This window comes from Micromonospora sp. LZ34 (assembly GCF_052981855.1).
Map to the genome: position 1 here is coordinate 1 of NZ_JBRIQN010000055.1, position 17,130 is coordinate 17,130.

Consider the following 17,130-nt stretch of genomic DNA (forward strand, 5'->3'; position numbering starts at 1 on the left):
TCTGTCGTCACAAACGGATCATCAACACCCTTCGCTGCATCCGCAGCCCCGGACTGACTTAGGAATTACTCGTCTAGTGTCCCGAGTCGTTGATTGTTTGATTAAGTCTTGTGCAGTAGTTGGCGAGGTTGTCGAGGATCTCGTCGGCGGTCTTGGTCCAGACGAAGGGTTTCGGGTCGGCGTTCCACGCCTCGATCCAGGCGTTGACGTCGGTTTCGAGGTCTTTGACGCTGCGGTGGCTGCTGCGGCGTAGCTTGCGGCGGGTCAGTTCGGCGAACCAGCGCTCGACCAGGTTGAGCCAGCTGCCCGAGGTCGGGGTGAAATGCAGGTGGAAGCGGGGATGCGCGGCCAGCCAGGTCCTGATCGCCGGGGTCTTGTGGGTGGCGTAGTTGTCGCAGATCAGATGGAGATCCAACTCGGGCGGAGTGTTCGCGTCGATGGTCTTGAGGAACCGCAGGAATTCCTGATGCCGGTGGCGGCGCTGGTGCTGGCCGATCACCTTGCCGGTGGCCACGTCCAGCGCCGCGAACAGGCTGGTGGTGCCGTACCGGATGTAGTCGTGGGTCTGCCGCCCAGGCACACCCGGCATCATCGGCAGCGTCGGCGCGCTGCGGTCCAACGCCTGCATCTGGGATTTCTCGTCGACCGCGAGGACCATGGCCTTGTCGGGCGGGTCGAGATACAACCCGACCACGTCGCGGACCTTCTCGATGAACTGCGGGTCCTTGGACAGTTTCCACGTGTCCACCAGATGCGGCTTGAGGCCGAACGCCCGCCAGATCCGAGAGACCGCGGTCTGGTTCAACCCGACGGCCTTGGCCATCGACCGTGTCGACCAGTGCGTGTCGTTGTTGGTCGGCGCCTCTTCGAGTGTCTTCACGATCACCGCCTCGACCTGCTCATCGGTGATCTTCCGAGTCGCGCCCGGGCGCGGCTCGTCCGACAGGCCCTCCAGCCGGTCACGAACAAACCTGGCCCGCCACTTGTTCACCGTCTGCGGCCACACCCCCAACGCCGCGGCGACGTCCTTGTTCGTCGTACCCTCCGCACACGCCAACACAATCCGCGCCCGCAACGCCAACGCCTGCGCCGTTTTCGCCCTACGCGACCACGACAGCAACGTCTCACGTTCCACATCGGACAACATAAGCTCGGCTTTCGGGCGACCCGTTCGCGGCATACCCACAGCCTAACCAACTTTGGTAACGAATCAACGACTCGGGACACTAGGTGTCAGAGCCTCTGTCGGGCCGTCGTACGAACGGGGCCAACCGCTCCCCCTCCTTGAGGTCCTCCCGCCAGTAGCGGTAGAACAGCCCCGTCACGACCTCGACGGAGCCTGCCGCGACGACACAGGGAAGGACTCCCCCACCCGCCCCGGCTTCAACGTCGAACGCCACGACCAGCGGCGGTTCCGCTCCGACGTAGCGACGCACGGTCTCGCACTCGTCAAGGGTCGGCGCACGGAACTGCGGATGGGAGAACCGGGTCGGACAGGCCAGATAGTCGACGTCGGTGAAGACCAGTTCCAAGCCGTGGTGGTAGGCCAAGTCGTAGCCGGCGGCGATCCGCAGTTCCGACCCGTTCCATTCATCCACCTCCCAGTCTCACCAGGAACCCTCGGGCAGCTGCACGACCGTCACGTCACGATGGTCCCATCGATCGTGGCTCCGACCATCCGCGTCGAGACACGGGACGAGTCCACCAGTCGTCCCCACCCTGCCAGAGCTCGCGAAAGCCGATCGCCGCTGTCACCGGGGGCCAGAATGTGGCACCCCGGTGACAGCGGCGATGACGGCGAGTCGACGGCTGAGGGCCCCGTCAGAAGTTGACGTTCACTCCGGCGGTCTTGCAGGCGGCGGTGATGTCCGCGCCGGCCTTCTCGAAGGCGGGGTTGTCGGCGGCGGTCGCCGGATCCGCGGCCGCTGCCGCCTTGGACGCCTCCGCGCCGAACAGCTTGATCGCGGTAGCCACCTTGCTGTCGTGCCCGGCGGAGACCAACGAGGTCATCTTCTGGTCCAGATCGGTCAGGATCTGCTTGAACACGGCCGGCGACGGGTCGCCGGCCTGCATGGCGGCGACGAGCGCCGCCTTCATCTCGTCCCCGACCTTCTTCGCAGACTCGCAGAGCTCCTTGTCGCTCTTGCCGCCCGTCGCAGCCGAGGAGGCCGGCGCCGAGGACGCGGCGGCGGCAGAGGAGGGTGCCGCGGACGGCGTGGACCCGGCCGTGGTCGCGGTGTCCTCCCCACCACACGCGGCAACGGCCATCAGGGAGGCACAGATCAGGACAGCGGAGGTAGCACGAAAACGCTTCACGGGCGGGCACGCTAACCGATGCCCATGTCTTGATCAACTCCGGAACCGGTGGTTTCGGGGCTTGCGAGCGGCCGTGGTCGTAGCCGCGATCGGCGTAGAGCCTGCGCGGACGGCAACGGTCAACGAAGTCGACAGCGTGATCATCAGATTCGTCCGGAAGACTTCCGGAATCTGTGGCGAGCTCGGGTCGGGCGTGCATCTTGAAGCCAGAGGTCCGAGAGGTCAGCCCCGAACGTTGATCGAGCCTGCATGCCGCTTCACCTGCCTGGACGTAGGCCTGCCGAGATCCTCTGCGCAGATAGGGTTTCCACAACGTTTCCGAGAGTTGTTGACAACTCAATGCGGTGCGACCAATACTGGCGCCGTCGCTAATCCATCAGCGTCGATGCAACTACCGCGACCTGCTCCTCCGGTCGTCGTGCAGGACGACCGGCCAACCACCACCGGTCGGTACGACGCCACCATCCGGTGGCCGCCACCGCGGCCACCGTGAGCCCTCGCCGGGTCGTACCGCGCTGCTGGCCTCCCGCCAGCCCTCACGAGGAGGAAGCAACCAGATGAACGACGCCCCCATCCGATCGAGAAGTCGCGGACGCGGACGCCTCAGGATGCTCATCGGCGGTGCCTGCGCCGTCGCCCTGGTCACGGCCGCCACCACGGCCATCCTGTCGGGCCCTGCCCATGCCCAGACCGTGACGTCGAATTCGACCGGCACCCACAACGGCTACTTCTATTCCTTCTGGGAAAGACAGTGGCAACGTCTCCATGACCATGGGTAGCGGCGGCCAGTACAGCACCCAATGGAGCAACCTCAACAACTTCGTCGCCGGTAAGGGCTGGAATCCCGGCGCACGCCGGACCGTGACCTACTCCGGCACCTTCAACCCGTCCGGCAACGCGTACCTGACCCTCTACGGTTGGACGAGAAACCCGCTCGTCGAGTACTACATCGTCGACAGCTGGGGCACCTACCGTCCCGCAGGCGGTCAGGGGTTCATAGGCACTGTCACCAGCGACGGCGGTACGTACGACATCTACCGGACGCAGCGAGTCAACGCGCCCTCCATCGAGGGCACCAGGACCTTCTATCAGTACTGGAGCGTCCGGCAGTCGAAGAGGGTGGGCGGCACCATCACGGCCGGCAACCACTTCGACGCGTGGGCCCGTTACGGAATGAACCTGGGCACGCACGACTACCAGATCATGGCTACCGAGGGCTACCAGAGCAGCGGAAGCTCCAACATCACGGTGGGCGGTGCTGCCCCCGGCCCCACCACCCCGCCGCCCGGTGGCGGCTGCACGGTCAGCGTCAGCCGTGGCCAAGAGTGGAGCGACCGGTTCAACGTGAACTTCTCGGTCAGCGGCAGCAGCAACTGGGTCGCCACCATCTACACGCAGGGCGGTCAGAGCTTGCAGAACAGCTGGAACGCCTCGATCAGCGGCACCAGCGGCACCCTCACGGCCCGCCCGAACGGCAACGGCAACAACTTCGGCATCACGCTCTACAAGAACGGCAACAACACCACACCCACCGCGAGCTGCGCGACCGGCTGACCCTGATGCCCGGGGTGGGGTGCCGACGGTGGATCGGCGCCCCACCCCGCGTCCTCGGGTCCCCAGGTAAGAAGAACGGCGCTGGCGCGGCGACCCACCGGTGGAACGCGACGGCCTCGACGAGAGCTGGTGCAGCTCTCCAACCCGGCCATAAGGTTGCTGCGCAGATGGGGGGTTGTCGTGACGAGGAAGCGGCGTCGGGTGCCCGCGGTGCCGGCCGCCGACGCGGCGGCGGCTCGACGGAAGACAGGTCTGTTGGGGCTGGTCGCCCTGCTGGTCGGGCTCGGGCTACTCGGTGGTTCACTCAGCTACCGGTGGTATGTCTCGTCTGAAGCTGACCGGCTGCGTGCCGAGGGCGTGCCGGTCACCGCCACGGTCGTCGACCGGGCGGGAGGCGGCGGCCGGGGCAGTGGCGTCGATCGGATCGAGGTCTCCTACCTCCGTGACGGGTCGCAGTACTACGGCTGGATCCCCTGCGCGGGGTTGACCGGCTGCCGCAGCACACCCCCGCAGGAATTGACGGTGTGGGTGGACCCGACCGACCCGGAGCACTTCGTAGCAGAGAACGGCCACACCGACGGCTCGCTGTCGTTCCTCGCCTCCTGGACGCTGATTCCGGTCGGCGCGCTCGCCATCGTCATCGGCGGCGGGCTGGTCGTTCTGGTCGCGCGGGAGAAGCAGAACTGGACGTAGCGGCTCGGTACCCCGCTACCTGTAGGCGGCACCCAGCGCGACCAGCGCGGCGATCAGCTTGCCGGTTCCGGCGCCAAGGTCGAGCACTCGCGGGCCGGGCGCAAGCTCAAGCGCCCAACGCACCGCGGCCTGCGCGTAGTCCGGGCGGTGCTCGGCGTATGCGGCCGCCGCTGCGCCGAACGACGAGCTGAGAAGTAGCCGTTCCTCCACGCGGTCACCGTACCCGGCGGGCCACACCCGCTGGGGGCGACGACGGGCGCTCCCCTACCGCTGCCGCCCATCTGCGTCACCGCGCTGCGGCATGCTACCGGCAACAGGAGGCCGCCAAGGGGAAGGCCGGCGAGACGTGTCCGTCGCCCTCGACGAGCACACCGTCACCGTCTACGGCGCCGGCACCGTCATCACAGCCGTCCCCCGCCGCAGCACCACCGACCTGAACCGCACGAAGGCCAACCCCAGATCACGGTCGCCGCTGGATGGGTTTTCCGCGCTGGCGGCTACCACGGCCAGAGCGTGGCCAGGTGGGCCGGCTCGTCACCCGGCGACACCACGAACACGTGCTCGCCACTGTCATCGAACACCAGCAGCGGCCCCGCCTGCGATGCCAGCGCCACCACTGCGGCCAGCACCGCAGTGCCGGACGGCTTGCGGAAACCGATGTCGGTCACGGCCTGGTCCAGCTCCACAGGCTCGTCGCCGTCTGCGCCATCGACGCCCAGACTGACCTCACCCAGGTCCAGGCCGCCCATCGATGCGCAGGTGGCCGGCTCAGGGCAGCCAGGGAGCCGGCTTGCCACGTCATGCCCGGCGACCTGGAACCACGGCACGCCGTGACAGCCGGCCTCCCGGAACGCGGACAGGACCTGCGCCACCGTCGGCAACTCACGGGCCGCCGGTGGCTCCTCGGGCACGCCAAAGGACGACTCAGCCCCGGCTGCCCACTCGAGTCCACCGTCTGCGACTGCCGTATGCAGCGGTGCCATCAGCAAGTGCCAACTCACAGCACGCATCGTGCCATCCGACGGCCGGGACCCTGCGGCGCGACCGTCACCTCCGGGACGGCCTCGCCCTACCATCGACCCAGGCACCAGAACTTATCGATCTCGACCTGGCGTCAAGCGTCCTGCGACGCCGTCTCGTCAACCATCATGCGAGACCAGGCATCGCCGGCGGCCGGCTGTCCGGTCTCGGACCTCGGCGACAAATCGGTATCACGGCCTGCGTGACACTCCGCGGGGCCTGGTGGGGTCTCAGCCCGGGATGACCTTGACTGCGTCCTGAAGCCGGATACGACCAGGGCGCTCGACGGTCGCCCAGACGCCGAACGTCATGTCGTGGTGCTCGGCAACGGTCCGCAACAGGTGTCCATGCTGTGGGGCGTCCTCCTGCGCGAGGTCGATCATGACGCACCGGGTAAGCCGCCGGCGTGGCCGCAACGCAACCTCGGGACCGATGCGAACGGCTCGCCCGAGCCAGCCATCCTCCGGGAAGTCGCTGCCCGCGACGTCGACGAGCAGATTCGCCCGGAACCGCACTGGGTCGACCGGCTCCCCTAACAGGTCATGAAGTCGCCGTAGGGCGGCGGTGGTGATGAGGCTTACGGGACCCTCGTCATGGTGCATGACCTCCGCTTCGCGCTCGATCGTCACGCGATGGCCGAGCACCTCGCTGACAGCCTCATGCCCCGCAGGCTTGTCCGCAGCGAAGCGGCTTCCGTCTGGCATCTCGACGACCGGCACCGGATCGCCAGAGTGTCCGCGCAGCGTGAACAGGCCCTGCATCCGCCGGAACCGACGGGTGCTCTTCCCGCTGCCCAGCTTCCCGTCCGTGTCACGCACGGCCCACAAGCGGTCACCAACGAGGCCTCGCTGGTCGACTTCAGCTGTTGTGAGCCGCTCACCGAGCAATGACTTGATCGGATAACGGCGAATCTCGGCTAGCTTCATCGACGTCACCTTAGATCGCCAACCCGAGGAAGATCATCTAACCGGACGTGTCACGCGCGTCCTGAGAAAGCCAGGTCTCATCCAAGGCCACCCGGGGGAAAGGCCATCCGGAAGATCCCGAATGGCCTTCGACCTGGGTCGGGACGGCCAGATTCGAACCGACGAGCCCTTGATCCCCAGTAGTCCGGTGGCCCAGCGGCATGCTCACGGCACGCTTGCCCAGGTCGCTCGCAAGCGTCCGGAGGCTAAGCGATGCTTGCGAGCGGAAACCTCAGGAACATCGGGCTGGTCACCGCCACCGGGTTCCGGTGGCGCGTACGTAGTTCCGCCACACGTACCGCCACGGGGTGACGGCGAGGATGACGACAACCAGGGAGCAACTGACCACGGTCTCGGTCGTGGCCGCGTCGAGGTCACCGGTGATGGCTTGGGGGAGGGCGACCAGTGCGAGCCAGAAGAGCTTCCAGAGCGACTCGAAGAGCAGCACGGGAAGCAGCTTGACCGGGTAGCGCAGGCCGAGAAACGCCAAGAGGGACATGGCGGTCAACATGCAGAGCGTCACGCCCTCGTAGAGCGGCAGGGTGGCGACGTCGGGCAGGAGCGGCCACTTCACCAGGGCGAGTCCGACACCCATCAGGAGGTAGCCGGCGCGCATCAGGTGCAGGCGGGTCAGCGACAGATCGGGATGGATAGCGGGTGCGGCGGCAGTGAGGGTAGCCATGGGATTCACTCCTGGTCGAGGCGGGATGGTGGCGGTCGCGCCGAAGTACGTGATCGGGGCGTGGGGGTCGGCCCCGTCGCGTGGACCCGGGCTGTCTATTGGTGTTGCTGTTCCTGGGAATCGGGGTCGCGCGCGGCGTCGATGGACGTGAGGGAGATGAGGGTTACGCCGAGGTCGCGGACCCTGGTGAGCAGGCCGTGCAGCTCGGCCTGGTCCCTCACGGCAGCGCGAAGTGTGGTGGTGCCGTCGTCCTCGCGGGTGAGGGCGAGGCCGCCGAACCAGGTCACCGTGGTCGACCTGGACGCCCATCCCCGGATCGCGATTGGCGATCCTGAGACATGCGGGCTTTTCGATCACGATTGAGATCTAGGCCGTGTTTGGCAAGGGTCATAGCCATTGGTTGATCGCGGCGATGGTGACGGTGGCTTCGTAACGGACGGCGAGTTTGTCGTATCTGGTGGCCATGGCGCGGTGCTGACTCGAAAATCGGTGAGTGAGTGGGCAGGCGGCAGCGCCCGGCGTAGCGCAGCGGAGCCGGGCTCGTGGTCTGGTGGGATCAGGCCGCGGTGGGTAGTTCGGGTTGCTGGAGGGTGACCTTCTGGCCGGTGAGGTGTTCAAGCTGGCGGATGAGGTCGTGTTGCCGGCGCTGTTTGTTGATCCGCGATTGGTGGTAGTCGGGGCCGAGGTCGTGGTAGTGGGTGCCTGGGTCGGATAGCACATGCCAGATGATGGTCAACACCGAGTTGCCGACCGCGACGATCGCGCGTTTCTTGCCCCTGCGGCGGGCCAGCCGGCGGTAACGCTCTCCGAGGAAGGTGTTCGTGCGGGCGAGTCCGGCGACGGTCTCGCCGATGGTGCCGGCCAGCCACGGGTTGCCTTTGCCGGTGGAGTTGCCCTTCTTGCGGCTGGCTGACTGGGCGTCGATCGGGGAGAACTTGGCCCAGGACACCAGGTGCGCGGCGGTGGGGAAGACGGTCATGTCCACGCCGATCTCGGCGATGATCTCCTGGGCGGAGCGCACGCCGATACCGGTGATCTCATCCAGCTTCTCCACCGCCTGCGCGAAAGGGGCGATCATTGCCTCGATCCGGGCGTCCAGGTCAGCGATGTCGGCGGCGAGGGCGTCGATCCGGCGCAGCATGGTGGCGCAGATGAACGCGTGATGCTCGCCGAAGTGGCCGGTCAACGCCTGCCTCAGTTGGGGGATCTTGCGGCGCATCGACCCGTGGGCCATCTCAGCAAGGACCTTCGGGTCCCGCTGCCCGTCGATGAGCGCCCGCAGCATCTGCCGACCCGACACCCCGTGCAGGTCACTGATGACCGAGTCCAGCTTGATCTGGGCGTCTTCGAGGGTCTTCTCCAGCCGCTGCTTCTCCCTGGTCTGCTCCCGTATCAGGCTGCGCCGGTAGCGGGTCACATCACGCAACTGCCGAATCGGTTTGGGGTGCACCAGGCTGGGCTGGCACATGCCCCGCTCGACGACCTTGGCCAGCCACGCCGCGTCCAGCCGATCGGTCTTGGGCCTGCCCGGCACGTTCTTGACATGACGGGCGTTGAGCAGCCAGCACGTGAAGCCCTCCGCCTCCAGCAGGTAGAACACCGGCTTCCAGTAATCCGACGTGGCCTCCATCGCCACCAGCTCGACCCGTTCGACGCGTAGCCAGTCGGCCAGCGCCAGCAACTCCGGGGTCACGGTGGCGTACTCACGTACTTCCTGCACCCGCCGGTCCGGCCGGCTCGCGTGGGGCACCCGCACACACGCCACCAGACCGGCCTTGCCGATATCGATCGCGCACACCCGCGCGACCACCTGCACCGGCTCCTCGCTGATCTCCTCCACAGCCACCACCTCTCACCCGCACGGAATTGACCAGGCGGTCACCCGCAGAAGCGTTGCGGGGCAAGAACAGAGGCGGACTCGCGTGCTCGAAGCAACAATGCAGGGCCCCCAGATCACGCTCCCAGCGTCAGACTGTTTGACGGGCTCGAAGCACCAAGCACTCTCGACGTCGGCGGGTGACCACCCCCGATTTTCACGCACGGCACGGGCGTCACGACACAGTCATCGGAGACTGTTTGAGCTGGTTGATACCGCACTCGACGGCGTGACGCTGCCGGTAGACGACCGGATCGAACGCGGGCGGTCGGCCGCCTCTGGATCCCTTGGCCTTACGGTGGGCGTCCTGGTCGGCTTTGCTCGGGATGCACGCCTTGATCCCGCGAGCGCGGAGGTGACCACGGTTGCCTTTGCTGGTGTACGCCTTGTCGGCCAGCACCTGGTCCGGGCGAGTCCGCGGCCGGCCGCCGCCAACCCGCTTCACACGGATCTTGCGCAGGACCGGGATGAACTGCGGGCTGTCACCGCGCTGCCCGCCGGTGATCACCATGGCGAGCGGTTTGCGGCCCTGCTCGCAAGCCAGATGCGTCTTGCTGGTCAGCCCGCCCCGGGACCGTCCCAGCCCATGATCAGCGGGCTCGGTCCGCAGCCCGCCCGGCGGCTCCTTCTGCAAGTGGCCGTCGCGGCGGGCGCCGGCCGCGTGCTGGTGCGCTCGGCTGACCGTCGAGTCGACACTCACTGTCCAGTCGATTCTCCCGGCGGCGTCGGCGTCAGCTTGCAGCTCGGCCAGGATCTTCGCCCAGGTGCCGTCGCGCTGCCAGCGCCGGAACCAGTCGTACAGGGTCTGCCAGGGCGGGTACGCCTCGGGCACGTCGCGCCACGGGGTTCCAGTGCGTACTCGCCACCGGATCCCGTCGATGATCTGCCGTTTGGTCCACTTGGGCGGTCGTCCTTTGCCCGAGCTGCCAGGCAGAGCAGGCTCCAGCGCCGCCCACTGCGCGTCGGTGAGGTCGTGCCGCCTCGTCGCCGCTACGCTGGGCACGAGGTCTCCGGTCGGTCTTCGGTTTGCTTGGTCGCTAACCGATCTACCGGAGACCTCAACCTTTATCGATCACCGCCACGCCGGAACCTCACCACCCGCCGACCCCTTTACCAAACACGGCCTAGAGCCAGGTCTCGTCCAAGGCTACCCGCCAAGCCCTGGGGGAAATCGGCCGAGAGCCTGGATCAATGAGCCGTTGCTGTACTTCGCTGCTGTACAAGACCAGAAAAGGCCACCTGGAAGATTCCAGATGGCCTTTGACCTGCGTCGGGACGGCCGGATTCGAACCGACGACCCCTTGACCCCCAGGCACCCAACAAGGGGTCCATGACCTGCTGCTCTACAACTGCTGAGCTGCTACGACGGTCCCCCGGTATGCAGGGTCGTCCGCCAGCGTCCGTCGTGATCGTCACCCAGTTAGAGGTCCTAACAAAATGATCTCTGGGCCTTCCATCCCTTGTAGAGGGTGATCTACAATGTCGTGCCGTGAGGCGTGGCGAGTAGCCGCCGTGGATCGTGCCGGACGGGCTGTGGCAGCGCATCGAGCCGTTGCTGCCCAAACGTGAGCGCAACCCACGGCACCCGGGACGTAAGCGAATCCCGGACCGGCAGGTGCTGTGCGGGATCCTGTTCGTGCTGCACACCGGCATCCAGTGGGAGTTCCTGCCCCAACAGCTCGGATTCGGGTCCGGGATGACCTGCTGGCGGCGCCTGGAGGAATGGAACCGGGCCGGGGTGTGGCAGCGGCTGCACGAGCTGCTGCTGGCCGAACTGCACGGCGCCGGCAAGCTCGACTGGTCCCGCGCCGTGATCGACTCCTCGCATGTGCGGGCCGCCCGACGTGGCCCAAAAGCGGCCCGAGCCCGGTCGACCGCGCCCGAGCGGGCTCGAAGCACCACGTCCTGACCGAGGGCGCCGGCATCCCCCCGGCCGTGTCGCTGACCGGCGGCAACCGCCACGACGTCACCCAACTACTCCCGCTGATCGACAAGATCCCGCCCGTACGCACCCGGCGCGGACGGCCACGCCAGCGCCCCGACGCGTTGTTCGCCGACCGCGCCTACGACCACGACAAGTACCGCAAGGCGGTACGCCGCAAGGGCATCCGCCCGCGCATCGCTCGTCGCGGCCAGCCCCACGGCTCCGGGCTCGGTGTGTTCCGGTGGGTGGTCGAGCGGACGATCGCCTGGTACCACGGCATGAGGCGGCTGCGTATCCGCTGGGAACGCCGCGACGACATCCACGAAGCCTTCCTCGCCCTGGCCACCTGCATCATCACGTACCGGCACGTCGCACGACTTTGTTAGGACCTCTTAGTCACCCACCCGCTCGTCGGCTCGCGGCGCGTCCCGGTGAGGGCGCAAAGCATCCTTCTTCTGGCCAACGCGGCTCAGCAGGATCAGGAGTGGGCCGCCGACGAACATGGCGAGGAGGCAGCACAGGCCCTTAAGGGGAACACTCGCATCGACCGTGGGCGGTTCCATTCGAGGCACCCTAGCCAGAGCTGGCGGTCTTCGCTGTCCCCGTCACGAGCGGTCCGCCCTTCCGCGGCCTGGGGTCGGCCTGGGCCTGGTCAACGAGCTGCACGGCCCTGCCTGCCAGGCGTTCCGACCCCTCGCTTGTAAGTCCTGGGCAGCCGTCCGACTGCGTCCATCGCCAGCCGGGCCGCCCCGATCGACCCGCCAAGAGCCCGTGGTCGTGCGCCGTCGTCCGTCATCGTTGCTACAGGCGCTGCTACACCCCGCATCTGGCGACCAGCGGATTAAAGGGGCTGGCTCTCGCACCGTTAAGTGCCGAGGCCTCCCTCGGCCTGGTGGGCTGAGGTGCCGGTCGTGCTCATCTTGCGGCCCGTTGGGGTCGCGTAGCGGTCGACCCCTCGGCGACCCTCCCGATCCCTAACGCTGCCTTGCACAAAGGCGGCTCCACACAGTTGATGCTTGCTGATCAATGCCGACGACTGGTGTTGTCGTCCGGGACTTTGCTGTCCCGTACCAACGGTTGACGGCTGTTGTCGCGCGTCTCGCTGACTTCCTGCTGAATGACGACCGCCAGGGCTCAGCCCGACGGGCACCCTCGTCCAGCCCCGCTCGCCTCGCCCGGTACGATCGCGAGCTTGTTCGCACTGCAGGGAGCCCATGAGATCCGCGTGCGGCCGCCCCGGCAGTTTCCATGCTGAGAGTAGGTTTCGTCAATGGCATGCCGTATCAGTGAGCTCGTGCTCAAGTGCCGCGACCCCGAGGTGCTGGCGCGGTTCTGGTGCGAGGTCCTGGACTTCATAGAGCTCGATCGCGAAGAGGGGGTCTACATCGAGATAGGTCCGCGCGAAGGGTTCGGCGGGCCGCAGCCGACGATCTTCCTCATCCGCAACGACGAGCCGAAGAACGGGCATGCCCGGCTGCACATCGACGTCAACCCCACCGACCGCGATCAGGACGCCGAGCTCGAGCGCCTCCTGGCCGCCGGGGCCAAACTCGTCGACATCGGTCAGCCCGCGGAGGCGTCCTGGCACGTCCTCGCCGATCCAGAAGGCAACGAGTTCTGCCTGCTCAAGCGCCGCCTCGACCCACTCTGACGGCCCTCGCCCGAACGATCGACGCAGCCGCCACCCCGCAGCCGCCGACAAGATCTGGCGACCCCATCAATAGCTGGGGGGCCGGGTGGATGCTCGACCTGCCCCGTGTCGCATGCGTGTTGGTGAGGCATTGGCCCAGCCAGCGGAACCTCGCCATCCCGTCGCCGTCGACCCGCCCTTGTGGGAGCGGGCCGACGTCGGGGCCGCCACGTCAAGACGGCCTTGACGCACGGACGGACGCTGGCGGTCCCGGCGGCGGTCTGCTCGGCTCGCCCCGGGTCTTCGGCGGTGGGATGGCGCTACCGCAACCACCCGCGGACCGCGACCCGCCGACGGAGCCCCGGCCATCCTGGAGCCGGAGCGCCCCCGCCGGAGGCGCACTAGCCGCAACCCCGCGACCGCCGCCAGCTCGCCGACGCGGCCGGCGTGCGCTCCCTTACGCCGCGCGGGCACGTGGCCGCGCGGCCCGGCCGGCTGCCGGCCCACCCCTCACTCTTCGTCTCCGCCGCTGGCACCGCCCTCGATCGGCACAACGTGCTGCGAGCGTTCCGCCCCGTCGTCGCCAGAGTGGGCCTCGACCCGCGCGACTGGACACCCCGCGAGCTGCGGCACAGTTTCGTCTCGCTGCTCTCCGACAGCGGTGTGAGCATCGAGCAGATCGCGGACCTCTGCGGGCACTCCGGCACGACCGTCACCGATAGCGTCTACCGGCACCAACTGCGGCCGGTGCTCCTAGGCGGGGCGGTCGTCATGGACCGAATCTTCGACGCTGAGGCGTAGTCACTCAGTTAGCCTCCGATGTTCCCCTTGGTGACGCCCGTGCTGGGCGTGAAAATCAGGCTGGTTGCCCGCCGACGTCGAGTGACATTGGTCTGTGAGACCGTCAGTTAGCCTGACGCTGGGAGCGTGATCTTAGGGGCCCTGCATTGTCGCTTCGAGCACGCGAGTCCGTCTCTGCCCTTCCCCCTGTGCCGTTCCCGCGGGCAGCCGCCTTCGCAACCCGAGGTGAGGCGGTGTGATGAACGAGATCAGCGAGGAGCCGGTAGCCCAGCACACGCGGGTGTGCGCCATCGACATCGGCAAGGCAGGGCTGGTCGCGTGCGTGCGGATCCCGCACGGGACCAACTCGGGCCGCCGGGTACAGGAGGTCCGGGAGTACGCCACTACAACCCCGGCCTTGCTCGGATTGTCGGACTGGCTGCGCTGCCAGCAAGTCGAACTGGTGGCGATGGAGGCCACCTCCAGCTACTGGAAGCCGGTGTTCTACCTGCTGGAGGCAGAGGGCTTCACGTGTTGGCTGCTCAACGCCCGGCACGTTAAAAACGTTCCGGGCCGGCCGAAGACCGACAAGCTGGACGCGGTATGGCTGGCCAAAGTCGTCGAGCGGGGCATGTGCCGACCCAGCCTGGTGCAACCCAAAGCCCTTCGGCAGCTGCGCGACCTGACCCGCTACCGGCGCAGTCTGGTCCGCGACCAGACGCGGGAAAAGCAGCGGCTGGAGAAGGTGCTCGAGGACGCCCAGATCAAACTCGACTCGGTCATCAGTGACCTGCACGGCATGTCCGGTCGCAAGATGCTCGACGCGATGATCGCTGGCGAGCGTGACCCACGGATGCTCGCCGACCTGGCCCACGGCCGCATGCGGGCCAAGCTCCCGCAGCTGCGCCAGGCGTTGACCGGCTACTTCGAAGACCACCATGCCTTCATCTGCGCCGCGATGCTACGCCGCATCGACGGTCTCACCGCGGACATCACCACCCTGGATGCCCGCATCGACGAGCTGATCGCCCCGTTCAGGGCAGCGGCCGAAAAGCTCGACGAGATACCCGGCATCGGACCTCGCTCAGCCCAGGAACTGATAGCCGAGATCGGCGTGACCATGACCGTGTTCCCCACCGCCGCGCACCTGGTGTCCTGGGCCAAGTTCGCCCCGATCGACAAACAGTCAGCCGGCCGGGCAAAAACCGCCTCCACCGGCAAAGGCAACCCATGGCTGGCCGGCGCCCTCGGTGAGATCGTCGCCGGCCTGGCCCGCACCGACACCTTCCTCAGCGAACGCTATCGCCGCCTGGCCCGGCGGCGCGGGAAGAAGCGCGCCATCGTCGCCGTCGGCAACTCAGTACTAACGATCATCTGGCACGTCCTGTCCAACCCCGACACCCGCTACCACGACCTTGGCCCCAGCTACCACGAGACCAGACTCAACAGCCGGCGCCGGCAACGGGACCTGATTCGACAACTCGAGCACCTCACCGGCCAGCAGGTCACCCTCACCCTCGGACCGAACCAACCCACCGCAGCCTGACGCCCAACAACCACCCGAGTCCGGCTCCGCTCCGCTGCGCCGGACGCTATCGCCTGCCCACGCGCTCCGTGATTTTCGAGTCAGTCACCCAGGTACGACAAAGGGGCCGTCTCGAACCTCCGAGATGGCCCCTCACCTGTGTCGGGACGGCCGGATTCGAACCGACGACCCCTTGACCCCCAGTAGTCCGGTGGCCCAGCGGCATGCTCGCGCACGTTTGCCCAGGTCGCCTGAAGCATAAACCAACCGAGTAAAAGGAGTTGTCGCACCACTCCCCCGCGGCCATCGACTTCCTGCCGTCACCTTCCCAACGCGACGACTGACGCCTGCATCGCCCCGGGGCCTGATCGCCGCGATCCGGCTGGTCAGTCGTACCTGCTGTACCACGTCTCGTCGGGGATATCGGTGGCTGGTGGGGCCGTGTGGACGACCACCTCCATCGCGTCTCGGATGTCGGCCAGCAGGGCGCGCAAGATCTCCGCCAGCTGCGACTGCACGCTGAACCAGCCGTGAGCGTCCTCCTCCGCGACGGAGGCGTTGACCTGGCGCAGCGACTCGCGGCGACGATCGGTGGCCAGGGCCTCCAGGCTCGGCTCCAGGCCGGACGGCCGGGGCTCGAAGATCTGCTCCGCCTGGTCGCTCCAGCCCTTCAGCTCCGTACGCGACTGCACCGCCACACCCAATTCCCGGAGATGGTCGGCGTTCCGGGGTGGGCGCAACAGGCGCAGATCCGGGCGGACGCCCGCCACGTCGAGGCACTTGGCGTACTGGTCTCGGATCTCGTCGGCGACTCGGGCGAAAGCCGCTCGCTCGGCTTGGCCGACGCCGAGCTGGCGGCGGGCCAGCGCGGAAAGATTCTGCTGCACCGCCGGCAGGTTGCGGGCTTCCGCGGGCACACCAATGCGTGTCGTGACGCCGCCGCCCAGGCTGCGGAAGTAGTCCTCGAGCACGTCCAAGCCGCCGATACGGCTGGGGTCGCCGCCGCCCACCTGCACCAGGTTGCCCAGCAGGCGATGGTCGGGGACCATCCAGCGCTCGAACGAGCCGCCGCGCTCGCGCGCGCACCAGCGCTGAAAGGCGGGACCGTCGCTGATGCCAATCGCGTGCAGCCGTATGCCGGCGACCTGGCGCAGCTCGTCCATGAGCGACACCGCGTCGCGGGTGACCTCGATGGCCTCGCCAGTGGCGTCGTCGCCCTTCGGGTTGAACTCGGCGCCGTCGCTGATCAGGACGATCAGCTGGTCGTTGCCGGGGACGCCGTGGCGGTGCAGCAGCTCGGAGGCGAAGTACAGCGCGCCGCCGATGTCGGTGTTCTGCGGCTGCGGCTGCAGCCGGGCGACGGCCGAGCGGAACAGCTGCGCGACCTCGGGGCCGCTGTCGGCGCTCACCTCGGCCATGCCCTCACCGGCAGGGAACATCAACTCGCACGAGGTGCCGAAGCGGACCAGCGCGATGCGGGCCGGTCGCCCCGACGCTTCGAGCCGCGCGTCGAGCAGGCGCAGCAGGGCCCTTTTCTGGGCGTCGGCGCGGCTGATCGTCCCGCTCGCGGTGGTGCCGAGTTGCCAGCCGTACGGGTCCTCGCCGCTGCTCGCGGGCACGTCGGGCAGGTTCATCGAACCGCTACAGTCGGCCAGCACGACGATGTCGACGCCGGTGCGCCCGCTCTTGCCGTAAAGGGAGAGCTCGGTGCCGCGGCCGATGCTGACGAGCCCGTCGAGGGGCCGGCCGTCGCTGCCGAAGGCGGCGCGGACCCTGAACGGCATGGTGGCGATGGTGATCCATGCCGAGTCGTCGTCCTCTAGGTGGATCACCCGGCCGGACAGGTCGGTCGCGTTGAGCATGGCCCGGGACAGATCCTGCATCGAGCCGTCGGTCATCGGTTCGACCGTGAGCCGGGCGGCCTCGATGGCCACGGCCGCCGTCAGCGTCCAGCCGGGCTGGCCATCGGCCAGCCCCAGCTCGGCCGCGAGCCCGGCGCCGATCGCGACGGCGCCGGAGGGCAGCTCCGGGCGGGCGAAGAGGCGTACGCCCGTCCGGCGGTCTCCGGCGGTCAGCAGGCCGGCTGTGTCGCCGGCGAGGTCACGAGCGCTCACCGCGATCCAGTCGGCGTCGATCAGGCCCGCACCGGTCACGATCACCAGGCG

The 17,130-nt window shown here is 67.7% G+C and carries 14 protein-coding genes and 3 pseudogenes; 6 read left to right on the top strand and 11 right to left on the bottom strand.

What is annotated here, in order from left to right; all coding sequences use genetic code 11:
• Positions 1 to 73: 73 nt before the first annotated feature.
• The 3 genes from ACVCAH_RS32610 to ACVCAH_RS32620 form a co-directional block, all read right to left on the bottom strand.
• On the bottom strand, positions 74 to 1,180 hold the full coding sequence (locus ACVCAH_RS32610) for an IS630 family transposase (protein ID WP_447140086.1): 1,107 nt from the start codon (positions 1,178 to 1,180) through the stop codon (positions 74 to 76).
• A gap of 46 nt (positions 1,181 to 1,226) precedes the next feature.
• Positions 1,227 to 1,598 (bottom strand): hypothetical protein, encoded by a 372-nt coding sequence (locus ACVCAH_RS32615; protein ID WP_447140087.1) that lies wholly within the window; start codon positions 1,596 to 1,598, stop codon positions 1,227 to 1,229.
• A gap of 223 nt (positions 1,599 to 1,821) precedes the next feature.
• A complete protein-coding gene (locus ACVCAH_RS32620) occupies positions 1,822 to 2,268 on the bottom strand; it encodes a hypothetical protein (RefSeq protein ID WP_447140088.1) in 447 nt (148 codons plus the stop codon).
• A gap of 605 nt (positions 2,269 to 2,873) precedes the next feature.
• Between ACVCAH_RS32620 and ACVCAH_RS32625 the strand changes: the two are divergent.
• Positions 2,874 to 3,870: pseudogene (locus tag ACVCAH_RS32625) on the top strand (glycoside hydrolase family 11 protein).
• 180 nt (positions 3,871 to 4,050) lie between these two features.
• Positions 4,051 to 4,563: a hypothetical protein gene (locus tag ACVCAH_RS32630; protein WP_447140089.1), complete on the top strand. Its 513-nt coding sequence runs from the start codon at positions 4,051 to 4,053 to the stop codon at positions 4,561 to 4,563.
• Positions 4,564 to 4,578: 15 nt separating this feature from the next.
• Here ACVCAH_RS32630 and ACVCAH_RS32635 read toward each other — a convergent pair whose 3' ends face one another.
• The 7 genes and pseudogenes from ACVCAH_RS32635 to ACVCAH_RS32665 form a co-directional block, all read right to left on the bottom strand.
• Positions 4,579 to 4,773, bottom strand: coding sequence for a hypothetical protein (locus ACVCAH_RS32635; protein WP_447140090.1), 195 nt, complete (start codon positions 4,771 to 4,773; stop codon positions 4,579 to 4,581).
• 287 nt (positions 4,774 to 5,060) lie between these two features.
• Positions 5,061 to 5,564, bottom strand: coding sequence for a hypothetical protein (locus tag ACVCAH_RS32640; RefSeq protein WP_447140091.1), 504 nt, complete (start codon positions 5,562 to 5,564; stop codon positions 5,061 to 5,063).
• A gap of 249 nt (positions 5,565 to 5,813) precedes the next feature.
• Entirely contained in the window at positions 5,814 to 6,509 is a 696-nt protein-coding gene (locus ACVCAH_RS32645) for an MOSC domain-containing protein (RefSeq protein WP_447140092.1), read from the bottom strand.
• Positions 6,510 to 6,798: 289 nt separating this feature from the next.
• Entirely contained in the window at positions 6,799 to 7,230 is a 432-nt protein-coding gene (locus ACVCAH_RS32650; protein WP_447140093.1) for a hypothetical protein, read from the bottom strand.
• 95 nt (positions 7,231 to 7,325) lie between these two features.
• Positions 7,326 to 7,517, bottom strand: a complete 192-nt coding sequence (locus ACVCAH_RS32655; protein ID WP_447140094.1) for a hypothetical protein — start codon at positions 7,515 to 7,517, stop codon at positions 7,326 to 7,328.
• A gap of 269 nt (positions 7,518 to 7,786) precedes the next feature.
• Entirely contained in the window at positions 7,787 to 9,070 is a 1,284-nt protein-coding gene (locus ACVCAH_RS32660; RefSeq protein WP_447140095.1) for an IS110 family transposase, read from the bottom strand.
• Between the two features lie 232 nt (positions 9,071 to 9,302).
• Positions 9,303 to 10,109: pseudogene (locus ACVCAH_RS32665) on the bottom strand (IS5 family transposase); the annotation flags it as partial.
• 513 nt (positions 10,110 to 10,622) lie between these two features.
• Here ACVCAH_RS32665 and ACVCAH_RS32670 point away from each other — a divergent pair.
• The 4 genes and pseudogenes from ACVCAH_RS32670 to ACVCAH_RS32685 all read left to right on the top strand — a co-directional run bounded on the left by ACVCAH_RS32670 (position 10,623) and on the right by ACVCAH_RS32685 (position 14,986).
• A protein-coding gene (locus tag ACVCAH_RS32670; protein ID WP_447140114.1) for an IS5 family transposase occupies positions 10,623 to 11,416 on the top strand; the annotation gives its coding sequence in 2 pieces (ribosomal slippage) (positions 10,623 to 10,956 and positions 10,956 to 11,416; 795 coding nt in all).
• Between the two features lie 884 nt (positions 11,417 to 12,300).
• Complete coding sequence (locus ACVCAH_RS32675; RefSeq protein ID WP_447140096.1) at positions 12,301 to 12,681, top strand: VOC family protein; 381 nt, start codon at positions 12,301 to 12,303, stop codon at positions 12,679 to 12,681.
• Positions 12,682 to 12,998: 317 nt separating this feature from the next.
• Positions 12,999 to 13,461 (top strand): annotated as a pseudogene (locus ACVCAH_RS32680) (tyrosine-type recombinase/integrase); the annotation flags it as partial.
• Between the two features lie 238 nt (positions 13,462 to 13,699).
• Entirely contained in the window at positions 13,700 to 14,986 is a 1,287-nt protein-coding gene (locus ACVCAH_RS32685) for an IS110 family transposase (RefSeq protein WP_447140115.1), read from the top strand.
• 365 nt (positions 14,987 to 15,351) lie between these two features.
• Here ACVCAH_RS32685 and ACVCAH_RS32690 read toward each other — a convergent pair whose 3' ends face one another.
• Positions 15,352 to 16,899 carry a vWA domain-containing protein gene (locus tag ACVCAH_RS32690; protein WP_447140097.1) on the bottom strand — a complete coding sequence of 516 codons (1,548 nt, stop codon included), beginning with the start codon at positions 16,897 to 16,899 and terminating at the stop codon, positions 15,352 to 15,354.
• Positions 16,900 to 17,130 lie beyond the last annotated feature (231 nt).

Bases quoted from the DNA above. Each gene is read 5' to 3' on its own strand.
- ACVCAH_RS32610 (WP_447140086.1), bottom strand. From the start codon at position 1,180: ATGCCGCGAACGGGTCGCCCGAAAGCCGAGCTTATGTTGTCCGATGTG.
- ACVCAH_RS32620 (WP_447140088.1), bottom strand. From the start codon at position 2,268: ATGGCCGTTGCCGCGTGTGGTGGGGAGGACACCGCGACCACGGCCGGG.
- ACVCAH_RS32645 (WP_447140092.1), bottom strand. From the start codon at position 6,509: ATGAAGCTAGCCGAGATTCGCCGTTATCCGATCAAGTCATTGCTCGGT.
- ACVCAH_RS32650 (WP_447140093.1), bottom strand. From the start codon at position 7,230: ATGGCTACCCTCACTGCCGCCGCACCCGCTATCCATCCCGATCTGTCG.
- ACVCAH_RS32675 (WP_447140096.1), top strand. From the start codon at position 12,301: ATGGCATGCCGTATCAGTGAGCTCGTGCTCAAGTGCCGCGACCCCGAG.
- ACVCAH_RS32685 (WP_447140115.1), top strand. From the start codon at position 13,700: ATGAACGAGATCAGCGAGGAGCCGGTAGCCCAGCACACGCGGGTGTGC.